Below are 23,027 nucleotides of genomic sequence, written 5' to 3' on the forward strand. Positions count from 1 at the left end.
CACACATTTGAGCCCTTCCGCTGTCACCTCGTCACACAGATGGGGCGACACGACTACTCCGCGTTGACTAGGCCGAATGCCGATGCCTAGCGTGTCGCCATCCAACCCCAGGCCGCGCGAGGGTCCCCGCCTGCTCCGCGCGCTCTCGAAGGGATCTTCCCGATGGCCAGTCCCACCACCGCTGAGGGCCACGGCAGCGAGGCTCCGGACCCCGGAGGCCTCGGCCGCCGCCGGTTCCTGACCTTCCTCGTCGCCGCGCCCACCCTCACGATCGCCACGAAGATCGGCATCGACACCGTCGCGCCCGAAGAAGCCGAAGCCGTCATCCCCACCCCGCCGGGGCCGGCCGAGATCCTCGACCTCGGCGACGTGCTGATCCTGTCGAACGCCCCGACCGCGAACCTGCTGGTCCTCGAAGTCCGCGAAGACGGCCGGGTCCGGCTGGAACTGCCGCGGACCGAGGTCGGCCAGGGCATCACCACGGCGAACGCGATGCTGGTCGCCGAAGAAATGGACCTCCCGCTCGACCAGGTCGACGTCGTCCTCTCCGACGCCCGCTCGGAACTGCTGTTCAACCAGCTGACCGGCGGCTCCAACACGATGCGCTCGCTCTACACCCCGGTGCGCACCGCGGCGGCCGCCGCCCGCGCCCGCCTGGTCGCGACCGCCGCTCAGCAGTGGGGCGCCAAGGCGGACCGGCTGTCCACAAGGGACGGTTCGGTGATCGCCCCCGACGGCCGCCGCGCGGACTACGGCGCATTGGCCAAGCCCGCCGCCCGTGCCGACCTCGGCAAGCTCACCGCGACCCCGAAGGCGGAGTCGGCGCACAAGCTGATCGGCACGCCGCAATCGCGCAAGGACGCCCGCGCGATGGTCACCGGGCAGCTGAAGTACACCCTCGACCTGGACATCCCCGGCGCGAAGCCGGTGATGGTCCGCCGCCCGCCGACGATCAACGGCACGGTCGCGAAGGTCAACAACGAGGCCGCCGTCCGCGCGATGCCGGGCATCATCGACATCGCGGTCATCAAAACCGGTGTCGCGGTGATGGCCGAGACCTTCGGCCAGGCGCTGGACGGCAAGAACGCCCTCGACGTCAGCTGGAACGGCGGCACCGTCGACGGGGAGAACAACGCGACGATCAAGAAGAAGCTGCAGGCCGCGGCGCTCCCGTTCGTCGTTCCGCCGCTGCTGACCCAGTACGTCGACGGCGAGTTCGACTTCGCCTTCGCCAGCCACGCCCCGCTGGAGACCAACTCGGCGGTCGCCGACGTCCGCGAGGACGGCGCGACCATCTGGTCCGGGATGAAGGTGCCGATCCTCGCGAAGCAGAACATCGCGCAGGAACTCGGGCTGCCCGAGAACAAGGTCGTCGTGCATGTCCAGCAGGCGGGCGGATCGTTCGGACGGCGGCTGTTCTCCGACGGCGCCATCGAGGCCGCGCGTGCCTCCAAGGCGTTCAAGCGGCCGGTGCGGCTGATGTGGAGCCGCATCGACGACATGCGCCACGGCCGTGCCCGCGCCGCGAGCCACCACAAGATCCGCGCCACCTTCGCCCTCGGCCAGGTGCTCACCTTCGAACACCGCGTCGCCAGCGTGGAGACCGACTGGAGCCACGGGCTCGGCGAGGTCCTGACCGCCTTCGCCGCCGAACTCCCGGTCGGCGGCAACCTGAGCTTCGCGCAGACGGTGTTCCTGCTGACGGTCAAGTCGCCGTACAACTTCGGCGTCACCACGCAGCTGCTCAACGAGGTTCCGGTGGACTTCCACACCGGTGCCTGGCGGTCGGTGTACTCGTCGAGCACGCGCGGCGCGGAAGAGATCATGGTCGACGAGATCGCCGCGAAGCTCGGCAAGGACCCGGTGGAGTTCCGGCGCGAGTTCATCAAGAACGACCGGCAGCGTGCCGTGCTGGACAAGGTCGCGGAACTCGGCGAGTGGGGCAAGAAGATGCCCAAGGGTTTCGCACAGGGTGTCGCCGTGCACGGCGAGTACAAGTCGTACACCGCGTGTCTCGTCGAAATGGACGCCCGCGACCCGAAGAAGCCGCGTGTCACCAAGGCGACCATCGCGGTCGACGTCGGCAAGCCGATCAACCCGCGCGGGATCGAGGCGCAGATGCTCGGCGGCCTGACCGACGGCATCTCCACCACGCTGACCGCGGGCCTGCACATCGACAAGGGGCTGCCGCTGGAGGGCAGCTACTCGCAGTTCCACTACGCGCGGCAGAAGAACTCGCCGATGGACGTCAAGGTGTTCGTCATGCCGGAGACGGGCGAGATCGGCGGTGCCGGGGAGCTCGGCGTGCCGGCGCCGGTCGGCGCGATCGGGAACGCCTACGCGCGGGCGACCGGGATCAAACCGCGTAGTTTCCCGATCAACTTCCCGATCGACTTCGACCCGTTCCCTCGCTGACTTTCCTTCCCCGCCAAGGAGTTTCGATGCCCAACTACACCTTCACGGTGAACGGGAAGACCGTCACCGTCGACGCGCCCGCGGATCTGCCCATGCTGTGGGCGCTGCGGGACAAACTCGGCGTCCGCGGGCCGAAGTACGGCTGCGGGATCAACGTCTGCAAGGCCTGCACCAGCCACCTCGACGGCGAGGCGTTCAACCCGTGCGTGACGCCGGTGTCCGACTGCTCGGGCAAGGACGTCACCACGATCGAAGGCCTCGCCGACGGTGAGGACCTGCACCCGGTGCAGGAGGCCTGGCTGGAGCAGGACGTCGCGCAGTGCGGCTACTGCCAGCCGGGGCAGATCATGGCCGCGGTGGCGCTGCTGAAGAAGACGAAGAACCCGACGGACGCCGAGATCGACGCGATCCAGAACGTCTGCCGGTGCGGCACCTACTTCCGGATCCGCGAAGCCATCAAGAGCGCGGCCGCGAAGATGTAAAAATCCCGCTGGTGCGGCGGGAATCCCGATTTCCCGCCGCATCAGCGGATTCTTTTCGCTTCGACAGGCCACCTCCGGACAAGTCGTGTTAGATGACGGCCCCAGGGGCTCGACGAGGAGTCCCTGCCCCGGAGGACGTCCATGCACTACGAAACTGTGCTCCGCGAAGGCTCGGCCGTCATCGTCGCCGAACTGGCTGTCGAGGTCGAAAAGCAGCTGCCCGGGCTCATCGACGGCACCGTCGAGCAGATCCGCGCCGAAATGCCGGTGTACCGCGACGCGCAGTTCGTCACCCTCGCCGAACTGCGGACGTCGGTGCGGAACAACCTCGAGTTCGTCATGCGGACCCTGCGCGGCACGGAGGAACCCGACCTCGCGCAGGCGCGGGCGACCGGGCGCGCACGGGCGCTGCAGGGCGCTCCGCTGCCGGAACTCCTGCGGGCCTACCGCATCGGGCTCACCGAAGTGTGGAACCGGTTCGTCGAACTGACCGCTTCGGGCGAGCATCAGGACCTCCGCGGCCTCGTCGCCGCGACGTCGGCGATCTGGGCGCTGATCGACGACTACGCCGAGGCGCTGACGACGACTTACCGCGACACCACCGCCGAAGTCATGCTGGCGCACCAAAGCAGGCGCTCGGCGTTGGTCGAGGCGCTGTTCGCCGGTGGCGCGGCCACCGAAGGCACGCTGTGGGACATCGCGCGCGTGCTGGAACTCTCGCTCGACGGGACCTACGTGGTCGTCGCGGCGGAGACCCCGCGCGTCGGGCACGAACCGTTGCCACAGATCGAAAACCGGCTGCGCGAACGGCATCACGCGTCCGCCTGGCGGCTCACCCCGGACCTGCAGGTCGGGGTCGTCTCGATGCGGGATCCGGCGGCGTCCCAGGTGATCATCGGGCTGCTGCGGGAGAACCAGACCGGCCGGATCGGCGTCAGCCCGGTGTTCACCGGTCTCGGGAACACCTCCCGCGCCCTCCATCTCGCGCGGGTCGCGCTCTCCAGCATGATGCCGGGGACGACGGGAATGGTGCAGTTCAACGAATCCCCGCTCGCCGGCCTCGTCGCCAGCGCGCCGGAGGCGTCGGTCCAGCTCGCGCACCACGTGCTCCGGCCGATCCTCGACCTGCCCGGCGACGACCGGAACGTGCTGCTGCTGACGTTGCGGGCGTGGTTCGAATGCCAGGGCTCCACGAAACTGACGTCGGAGCGGATGTTCTGTCACCCCAACACGATCCGGCACCGCCTGAAGCGGATCTCCGAAGAGCTCGGCCGTTCGCTGACCGACCCGGCCGACATCGCCGAACTCGGCGCGGCCCTGCGCGCGCTCCACATGTTCCCGGACACTTCGCATCTGCCCTCGCCGCGGGACCCGCTGCGCTAGCGCGCCGGGCACACGGGGGAGCGGAGCCGCGCCATGGCGATCACGCCCAGTAGCGGCCCGACGGCCAGTACAGGGGCGGCCGCCCGCCAGCCGACGGCGTCCGCGAGCACCGGCAGGCCCTGGATGGTCAGCGCGCTGAGCAGGAAACCGATCGCGGTCTGCGCGGTGAGCGCGGTACCGACGTAGCGGGCGTCCGCGGCCTCGCTCAACGCGGCGGAGAACTGGCCGGAGTCGGCGATCGCGGCGATACCCCAGACGAACAGCAGTGTGCCCAGCATCGCGGGGTGACCGCCGAAAACGAGGGCCGAGACCAGACAGCACGTCCCGCTGACGGCCAGCGCCGCGAGCGCGACGTCGATCCGCCCGAACCGGTCCGACAGCGCGCCGCCGAGCAGGCAGCCGATCGCCCCGCCGACGCCGATGACGGTGAACGCGAGCAGGCTCACCGTGCCCGGCGAGGTCTTCGACGCCGCGGCCGCGTAGGCCGGGATCCAGGTCCAGAACGCGTAAAGCTCCCACATGTGGCCGAAGTAACCGAACGCGATCAGCCGCTGACGCCGGTCGCGCGCCATGGTGAGCAGGTACCGCGGTTCCCACGGCGGCGAACGCCGGGCGGCTGGGCCGACGCGGACGAAGAGCACGGCCAGCGCCGCCGCGCCGAGGGCGAGAAGGGACGCGACCACGAGTACCGTCCGCCACCCCGGGAGGTTCCCGGCCAGCAGATGGGGTGATGCCGAGCCGAGCGCGAGCGCGGCCAACAGAACACCGAGGGCGAGCCCGCGGCTGTTCGGAAACCACGAGACGACGATCTTCATCCCGACCGGGTAGACCCCCGCCAGTGCCATCCCGGTGCCGAAGCGCAGCAGTACCGCGAGCCAGAACTGGTTTCCGCACAAGGGAAAGAGCAACGTCAGCAAGGCGCCCGTCGCGGCGCTCGCGGCCAGCAGACGCTCGGGCCGGAGCCGGTCCGCGAGATTGGCGACGGCCGACACCAGCGCGCCCGCCGCGAAGCCGACCTGCACCGAAGCGGTGAGCAGCACAGTGCCCTGAGTGGACAGTGCCCACTCGCCGCGCAAAGCGGGGACGACACTCGACGCGGAGAACCACAGGCCCATGGCGAGGATCTGGGCCGCGGAGGTGAGCGCCAGCTGGCGCGGTGCGGAGCTGGACACGCCCGCAGGTATCGCACCCGCGAGCGCGTCCACTCAAGACATCGAGTCGGTGATCACCCGAACGTGTGGCCGGGCTTGACGGCGTCGCCTCGACGCGAAGCACTTCAGGCGGTCGGCCAGGTGAGCGTGGTGGTCGACGTGGGAATCTTGCTCGGGTCGGAGCCGACCAGCAGGATGTGGACGTCGGACTCGGATGAGCCCGCCGGTTGCCGATAACAGGCGTAGACCACGGTGTGGACGGTCGCGCCGGAGGGCGCGTTCTCGCGAGCCCAGTGCAGTGCGTCGTGGACGTCGCATTCGGTGAGTTCGTATTCGACGGCAGTCCACGCGTCATGCCCGGTGCCGTCGGCGGTGGCGCGCCAGAATTCGACCAAGTAGCTGGGCGCATCGGTGCTGACGACATTCCCGGATCCCGTGTATCCATCGGTCACCTTCATTGCGGGAGGATGTCATACCCCGCACGGAAGAGTCGCCGTCGGGCTGTCCACGACCGCGGCTTGGGGGATGCCGCGCCAGACCGCGTTCACTGAAGCCCTGCCGAACCAGACCGTGTTTCCGGTGCCGTTGCAGTTGTATCCGATCTGCTTGTTCTCGACGGAAACCTGGCCGGCGTTGGTCGAGGTCGGTGCATCACCGTGCGCGGTTGTCGTCCCGCCGATCACGGCGTACATCTGGCCGGTCAAAGAGATGGTGTCCATGACCTCGTCGCAGGTTATTTTCGGCTTGAAGCCGACGACTTTCTTGGCTCCTGAAGTGCGTAGGTAGGTGTTTCCGGTTTTGAGCTCGCAATGCGGCGCGGGGATCACGTTGCCGATGGAGCTCGTGAAGGTGACGGCGTGAGTGACTTCTATAGTGGCAGCGGCAGTTCCCGGTGTGAGAAGGAGCGGAGCGAGAGCGAAAGCTACGAGAATCATCGAGTGCGTTCGATTGATCACGTAGCCCGACGTTACTGGGTGGATAGAGCCCGGCGAAGTTATTCCGGCGGAGATCGCGCGATGGCATGACAACGACTTAACGACTTGCGAAATGTGTTCTGTCACCCGAACGTGTGGCCGGGCTTGACGGCCTCCACGAGCACCCGCCGCGAGTGCGCGACGAACTTCCCGTCGGTCTCGATCATCCGGTGGAGTTCCGCGAGTTCGTCGCGGTACTTCCGGACCTCGAACCCCGGCACGATCCAGATCACCTTCCGGAGGAAGTGGACGACCGCGGCGAGGTCGAAGAACTCCATCCGCAGTTTCGCCGGTTCGAGCCGCTCCACCCGGAGCCCGACGGCTTCGGCCTCGACGCGCAGCACGTCGGGCGTCCAGTCGCCGTAGTCCTGCGGGCCGAGGAAGAACTCCTTCAGTTCCCGCACGGTGCCTGCGCCGATCTGCTGCGACAGGAACGTGCCGCCCGGGCGCAGCACGCGGGCGATCTCTCGCCACGGATTCGCGATCGGATGGCGGCTGCTCACCAGATCGAAGGACTCGTCGGGGAAGGGCAGCGGCGCGTCGTACTCGGCCTCGACCACCTGTCCGCCGAGGGGCGCGAGAGTCTTCCGCGCCACCTCGACGTTCGGCGGCCAGCCTTCGGTGGCGGCGAGGACCTGCGGCGGTTTCGGGATGCCCGCGAGCACCTCGCCGCCGCCGGTCTGCAGATCCAGCCCGGCGGCGGCCGCCGCCATCCGCTCGCCGAGCAACCGCGAGTAGCCCCACGGCGGCCGTTCCTCGGTGGCCCGGCCTTCGAACCACGAGAAATCCCAGCCTTCGACCGGGACAGCTTCTCCTTCGGCGAGCTGATCTTCGAAAGTCATTCTCGCAGTCTCGGCTCCCCGGCCCGGCGGGGCAACGCGATTAGCTAGCCCGCGTCGGTCGAGCGCTTCCAGAGGTTGATGTCGGCCTCGGTGGCGTAGCGGTCGATCTCGGCCAGCTCCTCGTGCGTGAAGTGCAGGTTCTTCAGCGCGCCGACGTTGTCCTCCAGCTGGGCGACGCTGCTCGCGCCGATCAGCACGGACGTCATCCGCGGGTCGCGCAGGCCCCACGCGAGCGCGAGCTGCGCCAGCGTCTGACCGCGCCGCTGGCCGATCTCGTTCAGCGCCCGGATCTTGCCGAGGGTGCTCTCGGTGATCGTGTCCGGGTTGAGCGACTTCCCTTGTGCCGCACGGGAATTCTCGGGAACGCCGTCGAGGTAGCGGCTGGTCAGCAGTCCCTGCGCCAGCGGTGAGAACGCGATGCAGCCCGCGCCTTCGGTTTCGAGTGTGTCGAGCAGTTTGTCGCCTTCGAGCCAGCGGTTGAACATCGAGTACGACGGCTGGTGGATCAGCAGCGGGGTGCCCAGTTCGTGCAGGAGCCGGGCGGCCTCGGCGGTCTTCTCCGACGAGTACGACGAGATGCCGACGTACAGTGCGCGTCCGGACCGGACGGCGGTGTCGAGCGCGCCGACCGTCTCTTCGAGCGGCGTCTCGGGGTCGAAGCGGTGCGAATAGAAGATGTCGACGTAGTCCAGGCCCATCCGGCCGAGCGATTGGTCCAAAGAGGACAGCAGGTATTTGCGCGAGCCCCATTCGCCGTACGGGCCGGGCCACATGTCGTAGCCCGCCTTGGTCGAGATGACCAGTTCGTCCCGGTACGGCTTGAAGTCCGACGCCAGCAGCCTGCCGAAGTTCTCCTCCGCCGAGCCGTAGGGCGGGCCGTAGTTGTTGGCGAGGTCGAAATGGGTGATGCCCAGGTCGAACGCGCGCCGCGCGATGTCCCGCTGCGTGCCCAGCGGCTTGTCGTTCCCGAAGTTGTGCCACAGGCCCAGCGAGATGGCGGGCAGCTTCAGGCCGCTGCGCCCGGTGCGGCGGTAGGGGATGCTCTCGTATCGGCCCTCGGCCGCGACATAGGTGCTCACGGCCCGATGCTAGCCGTCTTGAAGAGGGCGGCGACGGACGCGAGGTGGTCTTTGAACGCCGAGGGGCTCTCGACCTCGAAAGGCGCGCCGATGGCGGCGAGGATCAGCACGGGCCAGTCGAAGGTGTCGACGTTCATCGTCAGACGGCAGGACGTCCCGTCGATCGCTTCGAGCGCGCCGCCGAGGTACCGCACCGCCGCTTCGACCCGGTCCTTCGGCGCTTCGACCCGGATCACCAGCGTGTGCGTGGTCGGCCTGGCCTTGATCTGGGCCTCGACGAACTTGACCGCGTCGCCGCCCGGGATCTCGCGCGGCCGGTAGCGGGCGCCGGTGGTGCGCGGCTCGCTGAGCCTGTCGACGCGGAAGGTGCGCCAGTCCACCCGGTCGAGATCCCACGCCACCAGATACCAGCGCCGTCCGAGTGAGACGAGCCGGTGCGGCTCGACCAGCCGCGCGGACTCCTCGCCGCCGCGTGCCGCGTAGTCGAACTTCAGCCGCTCGTCGTCCCGGCACGCCTGCGCGATCACCGTCAGGCTGGCGGCGTTGACGCGAGGGCCCGTGACGGCCGCCGGAGTCGTGTACGCCTGGAGCGCGTCGACCCGTCTGCGCAGCCGCGGCGGCATCACCTGGACGACCTTCGTCAGCGCCCGGACCGACGTCTCCTCGATGCCCTCCACCGAACCGCTCGCCGCCGTCCGGAGGCCGACCGCGATCGCCACGGCCTCCTCGTCGTCCAGCAGCAGCGGCGGCATGACCGTGCCCGACCGAAGCTGGTAGCCGCCCGCGACGCCGCGGCTCGCGTTGACCGGATAGCCCAGCTCGCGGAGCCGTTCGACGTCGCGCCGCAGCGTCCGTTCGCTCACTTCGAGCCTGTCGCTCAGCTCGATCCCCGACCAGAAGCGGTGTGTCTGCAGAAGGGAGAGCAACCGCAGCATCCGCGCACTCGTGTTCGCCATGAATCCAGGTTCGCTCGCATTCCGGTCAGAAAGTGGCCGGAATTGACTTTAGCGTTGTTCCCATGACGATGACACTGGACACCCCGAGTGGTGTGACCTCGGAAAACACGCCCTCGGCGAAGCCGTACCGCTGGCGCTGGCCCGCGCTGTTCGTGATCCTGACCGGCTCGGTGATGGAACTGCTCGACATGACGGTCACGAGCATCGCCGGACCGGTCATGCGGGCGTCGCTCGGCGGCGGCACGGCGATGATCCAGTGGCTCGGCGTGGCCTACACCCTCGCGATGGTGTCCGGTCTGCTCACCGGCGGACGGCTCGGCGACATCTTCGGCCGCAAGCGCATGTTCCTGATCGGCGCGATCGGTTTCGTCGCCGGCTCGCTGTTCTGCGCGGTCGCGGTGAACCCCGAGATGATCATCACCGCACGGGTGGTGCAGGGCCTCTTCGGTGCCGCGATGGTGCCGCAGGGCCTCGGCATGATGAAGGAGATGTTCGCCGGCAAGGAACTCCAGTCCGCGTTCGGCATGTTCGGCCCGGTGATGGGGCTCGCCGCGGTCGGCGGCCCGATCCTCGCCGGCTGGCTGGTCGACGCGGATCTCTTCGGTACCGGCTGGCGGATGATCTTCCTGATCAACCTCCCGATCGGCGCGCTGGCGGTACTCGCCGCGATCAAGTTCCTTCCCGAGTCCCGTCCCGGCGGTTCGCTCACCCTCGACATCCCCGGTGCGCTGCTCGCGACGACCGGCGCGCTGCTGATCGTCTTCCCGCTGGTGCAGGGGCGTGAGTACGGCTGGCCGCTGTGGACGTTCGCGATGATGGCCGCCGCGGTCGTGGTGTTCGGCGTGTTCGCGTGGTTCGAGAAGCGCAAGAGCCGCCGCGGCGGCGACCCGCTGGTCGAGCCGAGCCTGTTCCGCAAGCGCAGCTTCCTCGCCGGGATGGCGACCGGGACGATCTACTTCGCGGCGTTCTCCGGCTTCGGTCTGGTCTTCACGCTGTATCTGCAGCTCGGGCTCGGTTTCTCGCCGCTCAAGGCCGGGCTGACCGGGGTGCCGATGTCGCTGGGGATGATCGTCGGGATGGGCCTCGTGCAGGCGGTGCGCAAGCACGGCCGCAAGGTGCTGCACACCGGTGCGCTGATCATGACCGCCGGAGTGATCGCCCTGCTGCTGCTCCTCGGCCCGGAGACGGGTCCGTGGCAGATCGCGCCGGCGTTGCTGGTGGTCGGGATCGGCTCCGGGCTGATCATGGGGCCGTACTTCGAGATCGCCCTGTCCGGAGTGGAGCCGGCCGAGGCCGGATCGGCGTCGGGCGCGCTGACCTCGCTCCAGCAGGTCGGCGGCGCGCTGGGGCTCGCGTTGCTGGGCACGGTGTTCTTCGACGCGGGGACCGCCGACCCGACCGCCGCCGCCCAGCGGACGTTCTGGGTGGTCGCGGTGATGGTGGTGCTCACCTTCGCGGTCGGGTTCCTGCTGCCGAAGCGGATCCGCGACGTAGAGTCGGCCGGGTAGGCGATCGAGCTGGGAGGCCGCGTGGCTGGGACCGGGTACTTCACATCCGTCGAAGACGTGACGGCGAAGCTCGCCGACACCGGCTACCTGGCCTCCGCGGCCGTCGCCACCACGGTGTTCCTCGCGGACGCCCTCGGCAAGCCGTTGCTGATCGAGGGCCCCGCGGGGGTCGGCAAGACCGAGCTGGCGAAGGCGGTCGCGCAGGCGAGCGGCTCCCGGCTCGTGCGGCTGCAGTGCTACGAAGGCGTCGACGAGTCCCGCGCGCTGTACGAGTGGAACCACGCGAAGCAGCTTCTCCGGATCACCGCCGGAAAGGACGAGACGTGGGACGAAGCCCGCAACGACATCTTCGGTGAAGAGTTCCTGCTGGCCAGGCCGCTGCTGACGGCGATCAAGGGCGACGAGCCGACCGTCCTGCTCATCGACGAGACCGACAAGGCCGACGTCGAGATCGAAGGGCTGTTGCTGGAGGTGCTCGGCGACTTCCAGATCACCGTCCCGGAGCTCGGCACCATCACCGCCGGGCGCAAACCGTTCGTGGTGCTGACCTCCAACGCGACGCGGGAGCTGTCGGAGGCGTTGCGGCGCCGGTGCCTGTTCCTGCACATCGACTTCCCCGACGCGGCGCTGGAGCAGCGCATCGTGCGGCTCAAGGTGCCGGGCGTCGACGACGCGCTCGCCGCGTCCGTGGTCAAGGTGATCACCGCGTTGCGGGCGATGGAGCTGCGGAAGGCGCCGTCGGTCGCCGAGACCATCGACTGGGCGCGGACCCTGCTGGCGCTCGGCGCGGACAGCCTCGGCGAGGACGTCGTCCGCGCGAGCCTCGGCGTCATCCTCAAACACCAGGACGACGTCGTGAAGGCGGACGCACGGCTGGAACTCGGCAAGGTCCTCGACTCGTGAGCGGCGTGCCGGGCAGGCTCGTCGAATTCGTGGAAGCGTTGCGGGAACACGGAATCCCGGCGGGGCCCAGTGAGACGGTCGACGCCGCCGCGGCACTGGAAGTGCTGGGCCTCGACTCCCGCGAGCAGATGCGGGAAGGGCTCGCGGCGGCGCTCGTCCGGCGCGGCGGCCAGCGCGCGGTGTTCGACGCGACCTTCGACATCTACTTCCCGCTTGGCGTCGGCGCGCCGTCGCAGGACCCCGTCGACGATCTGGCGGCGCTGCGCGACCGGCTCGCCACGGCGCTCGCGGCGAACGACCAGCCGGAACTGACGCAGCTGGCCGGGCTCGCCGTCGACATGCTGGGGGAGTACGGCGGCACGGCGGGCAGCGGCGGCTGGTCGGCGCATCAGACGCTCGAACGGCTTCAGCCGCAGACCCTCGTGGTCCGCGTGCTCGAAGCGATCCGCGCCGGTTCGCCGCCAGAGGATTTCACCGACCGGCTGGACCGCGACGACGTCCGGCGCCGCGTCGAGGGTTTCCGCGGTCTCGTGCGGACCGAGGCACGGCGGCGCGTGGCGGAAGTCCGTGGCAGGGAACGGGTTTCGCGGCATGCCGTGCCACCCGCCGCCGACCGCGTCGACTTCCTGCTCGCCAGCCGGGCGCAACTCGCCGAACTCCGCCGGGTCGTGCAGCCGTTGTCACGCAAGCTCGCCACCCGGCTGGCCGCGCGGCGACGGCGGCACGCGCGCGGGCACATCGACCTGCGGCGGACACTGCGGCGCTCGCTGTCCACCGGCGGCGTCCCGATGCGGCCGTCGTACCGGCGGCACCGGCCGGGAAGGCCGGAAATCGTGCTGCTGTGCGACATGTCGGGCTCGGTGGCCGGTTTCGCGAACTTCACCATGCTGCTGGTGCAGGCCCTGCGTGACCAGTTCAGCAAGGTGCGGGTGTTCGCGTTCATCGACGCCTGCGACGAGATCACCCACCTCGTCGACACCGGCGCCGCCGATCCCGAAGACCTCGGTGCGCGCATCCTCGCCGACGCGGAGCTGACCCGGTGGGACGGGCACAGCGATTACGGGCACGCGCTCGGCGAGTTCGTCGAGCGCTACTCGGACGCGGTGGGCCCCAGGACGTCCATGCTCATCCTCGGTGACGCGAGGACCAACGGCGGCGACCCGAACCTCGACGCGGTCCGCGGGATCGCTTCCGCGGCAAGGCATACGTACTGGCTCAACCCGGAGCGGACCGCGCTCTGGTCCACCGGCGACTCCGAGGCGCACGCGTACGCGGAGGTCGTCGAGATGTACGAATGCCGGAACGTGCACCAGCTGACCCGGCTGGTCACGCGGCTGTTGCCCGCCTAGGGCTTCAGCGCGGCTTTCCCATAGGCGTCGGCGTTGCTGAACACTTCCTGCCCGTACTGGGTGGAGTTGTTGTAGGTCAGCACCGCGGTCCACCAGCCGGAGGGATCGCCGAGGTCGCCGCCCCGCGCGCACATGTACCGCGCGGTCGTCAGCGCCGCGTCGTCGATGTTCTGCGGGTCCGGCGCGGCGCCGTCACCGCTCGCGCGGACGCCGTACCGCTTCCAGGTGGCGGGCAGGAACTGCATCGGCCCGACCGCGCGGTCCCATTTCGGGTCGCCGTCGAGCGCGCCCTTGTCGGTGTCGACGACCGCCAGCACACCGGGGGAGCCGTCGAGCGGGATGCCGATGATCGGCGGCGTCACGATGCCGTCCTCACCGGCGCGGGAACCGTCGTGCCGGGCGTGCTGGGACTCGGTGCGCCCGATCCCGGCGATGGTCGCCCAGGTGATCTCGCAACGCGGAGTGGTCTTCGCGGTCTTCTCGGCCGCGTTCACGTACGCCCGCAGCGTGCGCGAAGGGATGTCCGTGTTCTCCGACACCTTCGCGATCCAGGCGTCCTTCGCGGGCTCCGCGGGCAGCGGTCCGGCGTCACCGGGGATCGCCGAACGTGGGGCGGGCTTGAGCGAGGGGACCACGAATTCCGGTTTGACCGGCACCGGCTCACGGTCGTTGAGGCTGATCACGACCCAGACGGCACCGGCGACCAAGGCGCCCACGACCAGCAGAACGAGCATCACGCAGCCACGCGGGCCGCGTTTCGGGGGCGGCTGCTGCCACTGATCCATCAGGTCCAGGGTCGAAGGGGACGAAGCGGTCACCGGTTCCACGGTACGTGACGAATGTGGAGAACTTGTGTGGCCCGCCGTCCGGGTGATGCGGGCCACGACCCGCATTTCGTCCTCTGAATGCGGTCCTTGCGCGTGCAACTACCGCAAGTAGAGGACCGACTGCGGGGCGCGATCGCCCCCTTTGCCCTGTTGACAGCGCTTCATCCCGATGGTGAGACTAGTCCGCGTTAGGAAGGTTTCTTAACAAGGGCTCGCCGCGCCCCTGCTCCACGGAACGCAACGATGCTTCTGAAGGAGGCACAAAGTGGTACGCCCAAGATGGCGGGCGGCGCTGGTCACGGTGCTCGCGGCCGCCTCGGTCCCGATCTCCGCCCAGGCCGCTTCCGCGGCTCCCGTCCTGTACGAATCCGAGGACGCGACGATCTCGCGCGGCGTGGTCGAAGCCAATCACACCGGCTTCACCGGATCCGGCTTCGTCAACTACGACAACGTCACCGGTAGCTACGTCGAGTACACCGTCAACGCGGCGCAGGCGGGGCAGCACACGCTGACCTTCCGCTACGCCAACGGCACCACGGTCAACCGCCCGCTCGACATCACCGTCAACGGCTCCCTCGCCGTCGACGACCTCGGGTTCGCCGGCACCGGCGCGTGGACGACCTGGCGCACCGTCACCACCACGGTGAACCTCGCCGCGGGCAGCAACAAGATCCGCACCACCGCCGTCACGGCGAACGGCGGCCCCAACGCGGACTCGCTGTCGGTCGAAGGCGGTGGCGGTTCGAACACCGGGACACCGGTGTCCATCAACGGAAAGCTCCACGTCTGCGGCGTCAAACTCTGCAACCAGTACGGCAAGCCCATCCAGCTGCGGGGCATGAGCACGCACGGGATCCAGTGGTACAGCCAGTGTGTGAAGACCGCTTCGCTGGACGCGCTGGCCAACGACTGGAAGGCCGACATCCTGCGGGTCGCCATGTACATCCAGGACGACGGCTACGAGAGCAACCCACGCAAGTTCACCGACATGGTGCACAACTACATCGAAGAGGCGACGAAACGCGGGATGTACGTCCTCGTCGACTGGCACCAGCTCGACCCCGGTGACCCGAACGAGAACACCGACCTGGCCAAGACGTTCTTCGCCGAGATCGCCCAGCGGCACAAGGACAAGGTCAACATCATCTACGACGTCGCGAACGAGCCCAACGGCGTCAGCTGGGCGGACGTGAAGCGTTACGCCGAGGAGGTCATCCCGGTGATCCGCGCCCAGGACCCGGACAGCGTCGTCCTCCTCGGTACGCACGGTTGGTCGACCTTCGGCATCTCCGACGGCCGCGACGAGAACGACATCCTGGACAACCCGGTGAACGCGACCAACATCATGTACACGTTCCACTTCTACGCGGCGTCGCACCAGGACGAGCATTACGACGCGCTGGCGCGGACCGCCGACAAGATCCCGGTGTTCGTCACGGAATTCGGCACCCAGACCTACACGGGTGACGGCGGGAACGACTTCACGTACTCGCAGAAGTACCTGGATCTGCTGGCCGCCAAGAAGATCGGCTGGACGAACTGGAACTTCTCCGACGACTTCCGCTCCGGTGCCGTGTTCAAGACCGGAACCTGCGCCGGGAACTCCTTCACCGGCACTTCGATGCTGAAGCCCGCCGGTGTCTGGGTGCGGGACCGCATCCGCACGCCGGACGACTTCCCGACCGGCTGACCCCTCGCGTTTCGTCCTCTGGATGCGGTACTTGCACGCGCAAGTACCGCATTCAGAGGACTAATTGCGTCAGGTGAGCCAGGCGTCGATCTCCGCGTGGAGGGAGCGCTTGAGCTCGGCGGGCGCGAAGGACGCGTCGACGGACGCGCGGGCGAGCCCGGCGAGCGCGTGATCGTGGTAGGCGTACGCCTCCCGGGTGCGCAGGAACTCGTCGGTCAGCGTCGTTCCGGTGATCGACGGGACGTCGGTGCTGAGGGTGACCACGAGCCCGGCGTCGACCAGCCGGGGGAGCGGGTGCTCCTCGAACGACGGCACGAGCCCGAGCGTCACGTTCGACGAGGGGCAGACCTCCAGCGCGATTCCGCGTTCCCGCACTTCGGCGACCAGCGCGAGATCCTCCAGGATCCGGATGCCGTGGCCGATCCGTTCGCTGTGCCCGACTTCCAATGCCTCGCGGATGCTGGCCGGGCCGGCGTCCTCCCCGGCGTGGTGGATCAGGTGCAGCCCGGCCTCCTCGGCCTCGTCGCAGATCCCGGCGAACGGCGCGAGCGGGTACTTCTCCTCGCCGGCGAGCCCGATCGCGAACACCCCGTCCGGGGCGTACCGGCGGGCGAGATCGAGGGTGAGCCGGGCACGTTCGACCGGACGGCGGCGCGAATGGTCCAGGATCACCCGCCAGTGGAGCCCGTGTTCGGCGGCGCCCGCCGACAGTCCTTTGAGGACGGACTCCAGCGGCATGTCCGGCTCGCCCAGCCGTTCGCCGTGCGAAGCCGCCGTGAAGGTGACTTCGGCGTAGCGGACGCCGTCCGCGACCTGGTCCTCGCAGAACTCGCGGGCCACCCGTTCGAAGTCCTCCGGTCTCCGCAGGCAGGACCGGATCAGCCCGTTGTAGTCACCGAACGCGCGGAATCCGTCGAACACGGGTTGTTCCACGGGGACGGCGATGCCGTTCGCCTCGCCGATGTCACGGAGCGTGTCCGGCCGGATGGTGCTTTCGAGGTGGACGTGCAGATGGGCCTTGGGCAGCAGCGAAAGATCCCGCATGAGCACGAATTTAGTGGTCGTGACCGTCGGCGCGCGCCCCGTTTTCCGGCGGAATGAGTGATTCGGCTCGCCGCGGGGAACCCAGGAGCCATCACCGGTCGTTGAGCAGGACAACCAGACGACCCCGACGAAAGGGACCACCGTGGCTCTACTGCGGAAGTTGACCGCCCTGGCCGGCACCGCCACGGCCGTGCGCGCCTACGTGCGGAAGAACCCCGAGAAGGTCTCCAAGGCCGTGAACAAGGCCGCGACCTTCGTCGACCACAAGACCAAGGGCAAGTACCACAGCCAGATCGACGGCGCGGTGCGCAAGGTCGACGGGATGACCGGACGCCCGCCGCACCGCCCCTACGAGCACTAGGCGTCCGCGAGCGTCTCGAGGATCTGCTCGCCGTACTTCGCGAGCTTGTTCTCGCCGACGCCGCTGACCGTGCCCAGCTCCTGCAGCGTGGCCGGCCGTTTGGTGGCGATCTGGCGCAGGGTCGCGTCGTGGAAGATCACGTACGCGGGCACTCCCTGTTCCTTCGCCGCCGCGGCCCGCCACGACCGCAGCAGTTCGAACACCGGCGCCGCCTCGGCGGGCATGTCGGCGGCCGCGGCCTTCTTCGCGCTCGACCGGGCCGCGGCCTTCGCCGCCCGCTCCGGCTCGCGCCGCAGCTGGACCTTTCTCGTCCCGTTCAGCACCTCGGCGCTGCCCTCGGTCAGCACCAGCGAGCCGTAGTCGCCCTCGACCGCCGCGAGCCCCTGCGCCAGGAGCTGCCGCACGACGGCCCGCCACTCCGGCTCCTTCAGCTCCGTGCCGATGCCGAAGACCTTCAACGAGTCGTGCCGGTGCTGGGTCACCTTCGGGGTCGTTTTGCCGAGCAGGATGTCGATGATCTGCCCGGCGCCGAACTTCTGCCGCCGCTCGTTCTGCAGCCGGACGATGGTCGAGAGGAGCTTCTGCGCCGGGATGGTGCCGTCCCAGGTCTCCGGCGGCGCCAGGCAGGTGTCGCAGTTGCCGCAGGGCTCGCTCCGTTGCCCGAAGTAGCTCAGCACCTGCACACGGCGGCATTCGACCGTCTCGCACAGCGCCAGCATCGCGTTGAGGTGCGCGCTCAGCTGCCGTTTGTGCGCGTCGGATCCCTCCGAGGTGTCGATCATCTTGCGCTGCTGGACGACGTCTTGGAGGCCGTACGCCAGCCATGCCGTCGACGGCAGCCCGTCGCGGCCCGCGCGACCGGTCTCCTGGTAGTAGCCCTCGACGGACTTCGGCAGGTCCAGATGCGCGACAAACCGGACGTCCGGCTTGTCGATGCCCATGCCGAAGGCGATCGTCGCGACGACGATCAGCCCGTCTTCGCGCAGGAACCGCGACTGATGCTTCGCGCGGGTGCGCGCGTCGAGGCCGGCGTGATAGGGCACCGCCGGGATCCCGTTCTCCACCAGGAAGTCCGCGGTCTTCTCGACCGAGTTCCGGGACAGGCAGTAGACGATCCCCGCGTCGCCCTTGTGCTCGGTGCGCAGCAACTCCAGCAGCTGCCGCTGCGGCGAGTTCTTGCCGACGATGCGGTACTGGATGTTCGGCCGGTCGAAGCTCGCGACGAAATGCCGCGCGTCCTCCAGGTTGAGCCGGGAAGCGATCTCGGCGTGCGTCGCCTTCGTGGCGGTCGCGGTGAGCGCGATCCGCGGCACGTCCGGCCAGCGCTCGTGCACCGCGGACAGCATCAGGTAGTCGGGACGGAAGTCGTGACCCCACTGGGAGACGCAGTGCGCCTCATCGATCGCGAACAGCGAGATCTTGCCGCGGTCGAGCAGCCGGACCGTCGATTCGACCGAAAGCCGCTCGGGCGCCAGGTACAGCAGGTCCAGCTCGCCGGAGAGGAACGCGGCCTCGACCCGGTTCCGCTCGGCGTAATCCTGCGTCGAGTTCAGGAATCCCGCGCGCACGCCGAGGTTGCGCAGCGCGTCGACCTGGTCCTGCATCAACGCGATCAGCGGCGAGATCACCACGCCGACACCCGGCCGGACCAGGGCGGGGATCTGGTAGCACAGCGACTTCCCGCCGCCGGTGGGCATGAGGACGAGCGCGTCACCGCCTGCGATGACGTGTTCGACGATGGCGTGCTGGTCGCCGCGGAAGTCGTCGTAGCCGAAGACGCGGTTCAGCGTTTCGAGGGCTTCCGAGGTACCGATGTCGGGGGCTGCCACCCGGACGATTCTAGGGGCGGGGTCCGACAGTCCCCGCGCGCCTAGTCTTCGGCCGCCTTGCGGCGTTCCCGGCGGCCTCGGGCGATCTCGGTGGCGAGCGCGTCGAGCGGCCCGGCCCAGAATCGCCGGTACTGCTCCAGCCAGCCGTCGATCTCCTTGAGCGGGCCCGGATCGACCGAGTACAGCCGCCGCGCGCCCTCGGCACGGACCGTGGTGAAGCCGTTTTCGCGCAGGACGCGCAGATGCTGGGAGACCGCGGGCTGCGAGATCCCGAACTCGGCGCGGACCACGGTGGTCACGTCGCCGGAACTCTGTTCCCCGCCCGCCAGCAGTTCCAGGATCCGGCGGCGTACCGGATCACCGAGGACGTCGAACGCGTGCATCCGGCAACTATCACGGCCTGGGCTTATATAAGTCAAGGTTGTAAGGCCGGGGTCACCTCGCGGTGGCATCGTGGGCCGGAGACGCCGGAAGGGGAATCGATGAAACTGGCCGAAGTGGTGGCCGACGGGTTCGGCCGCGTCCAGGAAGTAGTGCACGCCGCAGTCGAGGGCCTGAGCGCCGATCAGCTGATCGCGAGCCCGGCACCGGGCGCGAACACGATCGCGTGGCTGGTCTGGCATCTGGCCCGGGTGCAGGACGATCACGTCGCCGATCTGATGGGCACCGAGCAGCTCTGGACCGCGCAGGACTGGGACGGCCGCTTCGGGCTGCCCTTCCCGGCGTCGGACATCGGGTACGGGCATCGCCCCGAGGACGTCGACGCGGTCCGTGTCGGCTCCGCCGACCTGCTGACCGGGTACTACGACGCGGTGCACGAGGCGACGGCGGCCTGGGTCGCCGGACTCGGTGAGGCCGATCTCGACCGTATCGTCGACGAGGCGTGGGATCCGCCCGTCACCCTCGGGGTTCGCCTGGTCAGCGTGCTGTCCGACGATCTCCAGCACGCCGGGCAGGCGGCGTACGTCCGGGGGCTCGTACTCCGCGATACGTAGGCGAGGTGCCGCTCCACGACGGACGACGAGAGCCTCGCCCGCGGAAACACTGGTCGCATGAGTACTTCCACAGTGCGGCGACCGCTCACCCCGCGGTGGCGGAAACTCGTCCTCGTCGTCCATGTCGTTTCGTCACTCGGCTGGCTCGGGATCACCATGGTGAACGCGGTCCTGACCTTCACCTCCGTGTTCACCGACGACGCGCGGCGCCAGCACGCCGCCATCCTGATGATGGAGCAGATCGGCGGCTACCTGCTGCTGCCGGTCAGCCTGACCGCACTGGTCAGCGGGATCGTGCTCAGCGTCGGCACGAAATGGGGACTGATCCGGTACAAGTGGGTCGCGATCAAACTCGTGCTGACCCTGATCGCCGCCGGGCTGACGTTGTTCTCGCTGCTGCCGGGGATCAGGGAGCTGGCGGCCGCGGCCGAGTCCACTATGGACGGTGTGTTCGTGGAAGCGGGCCGTCGCGTGGACGGGTTCTATCCGATCATCGTGTCCACGACGATGTACGTGACCATGACCGTGCTGTCGGTCTACAAGCCGGGCGGCAAGACGCCGTACGGACGCCGTGTGACCGCCACGCGCGTTCGTGACCGGCAACCGGCCTAGAACTGCTCGAGGGCTTCGTCGATTCGTGCCGCCTCGGCGCGCAGATCGTCCAAGACGGTCTGCGCGGACGCGGTCTCGCCGTTCGCCGTCTCTTCCTCGAGTTCGGCGTCGGCGAGGCGCCGCCGGAGGTCGTTCGTCTTCTCCGTGACCTTCTCGGCCCGGCGTTCGGCGCGGGAAAGATCGATCTCGGCCTGCTTGCAGGCCTTCGCGAGATCGGCGGCCTCGCGCCGGAGCCGGTTGAACTCCGCTACCCGCTTCTGTTCGCGTTCGGCCTCTTCGCGGGCCTTGTCGATCCGCTCCTGTTCGGCCTTCTCGGCGGCCGCGCGTTTGGCCTTCCGCCGATCGTCCAAATGCGACACGGTGGCCGGCTTTTCGCGCTCAGGCGCGGGTTTCCGCTTCGGTTGCGGGGTGAAGCCGCTGGTCAGCCATTGGTCGCCGGTGCTGTCCGCGCCACTGCTCAGCCGTCCGGCGAGGGCGAGCGCCGCCACCTCGGGATCGGCCACGACGGCTTCGAGGGTGGCTTCGACGTCGCGGCTGACGGACTCGCTCATCGAACGTTCGTCCCGCAGGATCCGGTTCACCAGCTCCTGGCGCCGCTTGGCGAGTTTGCGCAGGTCTTCACCGGCCAGCGCCGAATGCGCCTTGCGGAGCTCGTCGCCCAGCTTGGCCAGTTCCGCCAGCTCGGGGGAGCCGGCACGGCGATTGAGGATCGTGGCGGCGAGCGTCGGTTTCCGCAGGGCGCGGATACGCTCGGCCAAGGCCGCGTCACCCGCCGCCTTGGCTTCTTTCGCCCGTTGGTTGCGCACCGCGACGAACTCGGCCGGATCGCCGGCGTAGAGCTCGTCCGCGACCTCGTCGAAGTCCATCGCCCTCCGCAGGTTCAGTGGCCGTACACGTCCGCCGATGATCCCACGAGACTCCGCGGCTTTCACCTTTTCGGAGTTACCCGGAGCCGGTCGGAGCAAGGGTGGATCGGCACTTTGGAGGTGGCGCGACCCGGACATCGGAACAACGATGAGCAGCGGGGGAAATCATCAGCCGCTGGAGGTACGAATGTCTGTGACCGAACGCGCTCCTGTTTCCCCTCAGACGAATTTCCTGGGCTCAGGCCCCTATCCGGAACACAAAGGGCGCATCGTCCTCTGGTCCGTCCTCATCGGCTTCGCGCTGACGGTGATCTGGTCGGCACCCTTTGTGGACAGTGTGATCGGCGACAGCGTCGCCAACACCCTCCTGGGACACGACGCCAAGGCGACCCCGATCGGCGGGGTGCTGGCCGGAACGTTCTTCGCCTTCGTTTCGGGTCTCGCCGGAACCTTCACCGCGTGCAACATCGCCGCTTTCGGTGCCGTCGCCCCGCTTGTCGGCGGCGGAACCGCCGGACGGCCCAAGTTCGCCCACACCTTGAAGCCGCTGGGCTGGATCGCGGCGGGAATGCTGACGGTTTCCGTGGTGTACGGCGTCATCGTGGCGCTCGTGGGCACCCGGATGCCGCAGTTCTCGACCGCTTCGTCGCCGGGCGGGCTCACGCCGCGGAACATCCAGTCGATGATCGTCTACGGCGTGATCGGGATCGTGTTCATCGTGCTGGGTCTGGCTTCCGTCGGTCTCGTCCGCAACCCGATCGCCGGTCTCACCCGCCGGTTCCCGCCCGCGCCGCTCGTCCTGATGGGGGCGCTCATCGGCGGGTTCCTGATCGGGAGGCCGTTCCCGCTGTTCCGGATGATGTTCCGCAGCGCGGCCGAAAGCCACAACGTCTTCTACGGCGCCGCCGCGTTCGCCCTGCAGTCGGTGGGCAACATCCTGGTGATGGCGCTGTTGTTCCTGGTGCTCACCCACGGCACGGGCGGGCGGCTGCAGCGATGGATGCTCGCGAAGCCCACCAGGATCGCCGTGGTGACCGGTGCCGCGTTGCTGGTCGCCGGCACGTTCACGCTGCTGTACTGGGACCTGCGGGTACTCGGCCGGACCGGCGTCATCTGGTATCCGACCATCAAGTGGTGAACAGCCGCGCCAGCACCTGCTCGACCGAGTCCTGAAGGCACCTCGCCGCGTCCTCCCGGCCGGCGAGGTGCCTCAGCAGACCTTGCTGGAACAGACCGTCGAAGAGCGCGTACGTCGTCGAGGGCGCGAAATCCGCCGGCTTGCCCAGCAGTTCCGCGTACCGGGACACGACCCGCCAGATCATCAGTTCGAGTGCCTCGTCGATGGCCAGCACCTCGGCCTGGAACAGTTTCTCGAACAGACTCTGGTTGCGCAGGTCGTACCAGAGCCTGTGCAACCGGGCGTTTTCACACAGCGTGGCAGCGGTCGCGGCACCGAATGCCGCCTTCAGTTCTTCGGCCGTCTCCGCGGTCTCGACCATCCGGTCGTACCGGGTGACGCATTCGGCCTTGTACTGCTTGACGCAGTAGGTGATCAGCTCGGCCTTGTTGCGGAAGTAGTAGTGCAGCACCCCGTGGGAGAACTCGGAGTTCTGCGCTATCTCCCGCAGGCTCGTGCGCGCGTAGCCCAGTTCGGACAACGTGACCAGCGCCGACATCGCCAGCTGCGCGCGTCGTTGGTCGAATCTGTCCACCTGGCGGGTTTTGTCACCATTGCGGTCCGCCACGTCGGTCACGATTCCC

The 23,027-nt window shown here is 68.6% G+C and carries 23 protein-coding genes; 11 read left to right on the forward strand and 12 right to left on the reverse strand.

Going from position 1 to position 23,027, the window contains the following annotated elements; genetic code table 11:
• The first annotated feature begins 162 nt into the window (after positions 1 to 162).
• From AJAP_RS11450 to AJAP_RS11460, 3 genes are all read left to right on the forward strand, one after another.
• Positions 163 to 2,415, forward strand: coding sequence for a xanthine dehydrogenase family protein molybdopterin-binding subunit (locus AJAP_RS11450; protein WP_038510508.1), 2,253 nt, complete (start codon positions 163 to 165; stop codon positions 2,413 to 2,415).
• Between the two features lie 26 nt (positions 2,416 to 2,441).
• Positions 2,442 to 2,897 (forward strand): (2Fe-2S)-binding protein, encoded by a 456-nt coding sequence (locus AJAP_RS11455; RefSeq protein ID WP_005155104.1) that lies wholly within the window; start codon positions 2,442 to 2,444, stop codon positions 2,895 to 2,897.
• Positions 2,898 to 3,038: 141 nt separating this feature from the next.
• Complete coding sequence (locus AJAP_RS11460; protein ID WP_038510511.1) at positions 3,039 to 4,280, forward strand: PucR family transcriptional regulator; 1,242 nt, start codon at positions 3,039 to 3,041, stop codon at positions 4,278 to 4,280.
• On the opposite strand, the gene AJAP_RS11465 is transcribed toward AJAP_RS11460, so the two are convergent.
• From AJAP_RS11465 to AJAP_RS11490, 6 genes are all read right to left on the reverse strand, one after another.
• Positions 4,277 to 5,452 carry an MFS transporter gene (locus AJAP_RS11465; protein ID WP_084098609.1) on the reverse strand — a complete coding sequence of 392 codons (1,176 nt, stop codon included), beginning with the start codon at positions 5,450 to 5,452 and terminating at the stop codon, positions 4,277 to 4,279. The genes AJAP_RS11460 and AJAP_RS11465 overlap by 4 nt on opposite strands.
• Before the next feature lie 104 nt (positions 5,453 to 5,556).
• Complete coding sequence (locus tag AJAP_RS11470) at positions 5,557 to 5,889, reverse strand: hypothetical protein (RefSeq protein WP_038510513.1); 333 nt, start codon at positions 5,887 to 5,889, stop codon at positions 5,557 to 5,559.
• 12 nt (positions 5,890 to 5,901) lie between these two features.
• The gene (locus AJAP_RS11475) at positions 5,902 to 6,387 is read right to left on the reverse strand and encodes a hypothetical protein (RefSeq protein WP_148311495.1); all 486 of its coding nucleotides are present in this window, start codon (positions 6,385 to 6,387) and stop codon (positions 5,902 to 5,904) included.
• Between the two features lie 101 nt (positions 6,388 to 6,488).
• Entirely contained in the window at positions 6,489 to 7,247 is a 759-nt protein-coding gene (locus AJAP_RS11480) for a class I SAM-dependent methyltransferase (protein WP_038510518.1), read from the reverse strand.
• A 44-nt stretch (positions 7,248 to 7,291) separates the two neighbouring features.
• Positions 7,292 to 8,326, reverse strand: a complete 1,035-nt coding sequence (gene mgrA, locus AJAP_RS11485; protein ID WP_038510520.1) for an L-glyceraldehyde 3-phosphate reductase — start codon at positions 8,324 to 8,326, stop codon at positions 7,292 to 7,294.
• The gene (locus AJAP_RS11490) at positions 8,323 to 9,282 is read right to left on the reverse strand and encodes a helix-turn-helix transcriptional regulator (RefSeq protein ID WP_228694908.1); all 960 of its coding nucleotides are present in this window, start codon (positions 9,280 to 9,282) and stop codon (positions 8,323 to 8,325) included. The genes mgrA and AJAP_RS11490 overlap by 4 nt, the downstream gene beginning before the upstream one ends.
• 62 nt (positions 9,283 to 9,344) lie before the next feature.
• On the opposite strand from AJAP_RS11490, the gene AJAP_RS11495 reads away from it, so the two are divergent.
• Genes AJAP_RS11495 through AJAP_RS11505 form a run of 3 tightly spaced genes read left to right on the forward strand, consistent with a single transcriptional unit; the run spans position 9,345 to position 13,042 of the window.
• A complete protein-coding gene (locus AJAP_RS11495) occupies positions 9,345 to 10,790 on the forward strand; it encodes an MFS transporter (protein WP_038510522.1) in 1,446 nt (481 codons plus the stop codon).
• A gap of 21 nt (positions 10,791 to 10,811) precedes the next feature.
• Complete coding sequence (locus AJAP_RS11500; protein ID WP_005155088.1) at positions 10,812 to 11,693, forward strand: AAA family ATPase; 882 nt, start codon at positions 10,812 to 10,814, stop codon at positions 11,691 to 11,693.
• A complete protein-coding gene (locus AJAP_RS11505) occupies positions 11,690 to 13,042 on the forward strand; it encodes a vWA domain-containing protein (protein ID WP_038510526.1) in 1,353 nt (450 codons plus the stop codon). The genes AJAP_RS11500 and AJAP_RS11505 overlap by 4 nt, the downstream gene beginning before the upstream one ends.
• Here AJAP_RS11505 and AJAP_RS11510 read toward each other — a convergent pair.
• Complete coding sequence (locus tag AJAP_RS11510; RefSeq protein ID WP_228694909.1) at positions 13,039 to 13,860, reverse strand: lytic transglycosylase domain-containing protein; 822 nt, start codon at positions 13,858 to 13,860, stop codon at positions 13,039 to 13,041. The genes AJAP_RS11505 and AJAP_RS11510 overlap by 4 nt on opposite strands.
• Positions 13,861 to 14,134: 274 nt before the next feature.
• On the opposite strand from AJAP_RS11510, the gene AJAP_RS11515 reads away from it, so the two are divergent.
• Positions 14,135 to 15,559, forward strand: coding sequence for a cellulase family glycosylhydrolase (locus AJAP_RS11515; protein WP_038510528.1), 1,425 nt, complete (start codon positions 14,135 to 14,137; stop codon positions 15,557 to 15,559).
• A gap of 69 nt (positions 15,560 to 15,628) precedes the next feature.
• On the opposite strand, the gene add is transcribed toward AJAP_RS11515, so the two are convergent.
• The gene (add, locus tag AJAP_RS11520; RefSeq protein WP_038522848.1) at positions 15,629 to 16,603 is read right to left on the reverse strand and encodes an adenosine deaminase; all 975 of its coding nucleotides are present in this window, start codon (positions 16,601 to 16,603) and stop codon (positions 15,629 to 15,631) included.
• Positions 16,604 to 16,745: 142 nt separating this feature from the next.
• Between add and AJAP_RS11525 the strand changes: the two genes are divergently transcribed.
• Entirely contained in the window at positions 16,746 to 16,964 is a 219-nt protein-coding gene (locus AJAP_RS11525; protein ID WP_038510531.1) for an antitoxin, read from the forward strand.
• Here AJAP_RS11525 and recQ read toward each other — a convergent pair.
• Positions 16,961 to 18,793, reverse strand: coding sequence for a DNA helicase RecQ (recQ, locus tag AJAP_RS11530; protein WP_038510535.1), 1,833 nt, complete (start codon positions 18,791 to 18,793; stop codon positions 16,961 to 16,963). The genes AJAP_RS11525 and recQ overlap by 4 nt on opposite strands.
• Before the next feature lie 41 nt (positions 18,794 to 18,834).
• Positions 18,835 to 19,176, reverse strand: coding sequence for an ArsR/SmtB family transcription factor (locus tag AJAP_RS11535; RefSeq protein ID WP_037344963.1), 342 nt, complete (start codon positions 19,174 to 19,176; stop codon positions 18,835 to 18,837).
• A gap of 99 nt (positions 19,177 to 19,275) precedes the next feature.
• On the opposite strand from AJAP_RS11535, the gene AJAP_RS11540 reads away from it, so the two are divergent.
• On the forward strand, positions 19,276 to 19,788 hold the full coding sequence (locus AJAP_RS11540) for a mycothiol transferase (RefSeq protein ID WP_038510538.1): 513 nt from the start codon (positions 19,276 to 19,278) through the stop codon (positions 19,786 to 19,788).
• 57 nt (positions 19,789 to 19,845) lie between these two features.
• A complete protein-coding gene (locus AJAP_RS11545; protein ID WP_038510540.1) occupies positions 19,846 to 20,400 on the forward strand; it encodes a hypothetical protein in 555 nt (184 codons plus the stop codon).
• Here AJAP_RS11545 and AJAP_RS11550 read toward each other — a convergent pair.
• Positions 20,397 to 21,266 (reverse strand): hypothetical protein, encoded by an 870-nt coding sequence (locus AJAP_RS11550; RefSeq protein WP_038510543.1) that lies wholly within the window; start codon positions 21,264 to 21,266, stop codon positions 20,397 to 20,399. The two genes, AJAP_RS11545 and AJAP_RS11550, sit on opposite strands and share 4 nt — an antisense overlap.
• 187 nt (positions 21,267 to 21,453) lie before the next feature.
• On the opposite strand from AJAP_RS11550, the gene AJAP_RS11555 reads away from it, so the two are divergent.
• Positions 21,454 to 22,404 carry a hypothetical protein gene (locus AJAP_RS11555; RefSeq protein ID WP_038510547.1) on the forward strand — a complete coding sequence of 317 codons (951 nt, stop codon included), beginning with the start codon at positions 21,454 to 21,456 and terminating at the stop codon, positions 22,402 to 22,404.
• On the opposite strand, the gene AJAP_RS11560 is transcribed toward AJAP_RS11555, so the two are convergent.
• Complete coding sequence (locus AJAP_RS11560) at positions 22,394 to 23,020, reverse strand: TetR/AcrR family transcriptional regulator (protein ID WP_038510550.1); 627 nt, start codon at positions 23,018 to 23,020, stop codon at positions 22,394 to 22,396. The genes AJAP_RS11555 and AJAP_RS11560 overlap by 11 nt on opposite strands.
• Positions 23,021 to 23,027: the final 7 nt, after the last annotated feature.

The sequence above is a fragment of the Amycolatopsis japonica genome (genome assembly GCF_000732925.1).
In the GTDB taxonomy this organism is placed as follows: Bacteria; Actinomycetota; Actinomycetes; order Mycobacteriales; family Pseudonocardiaceae; genus Amycolatopsis; species Amycolatopsis japonica.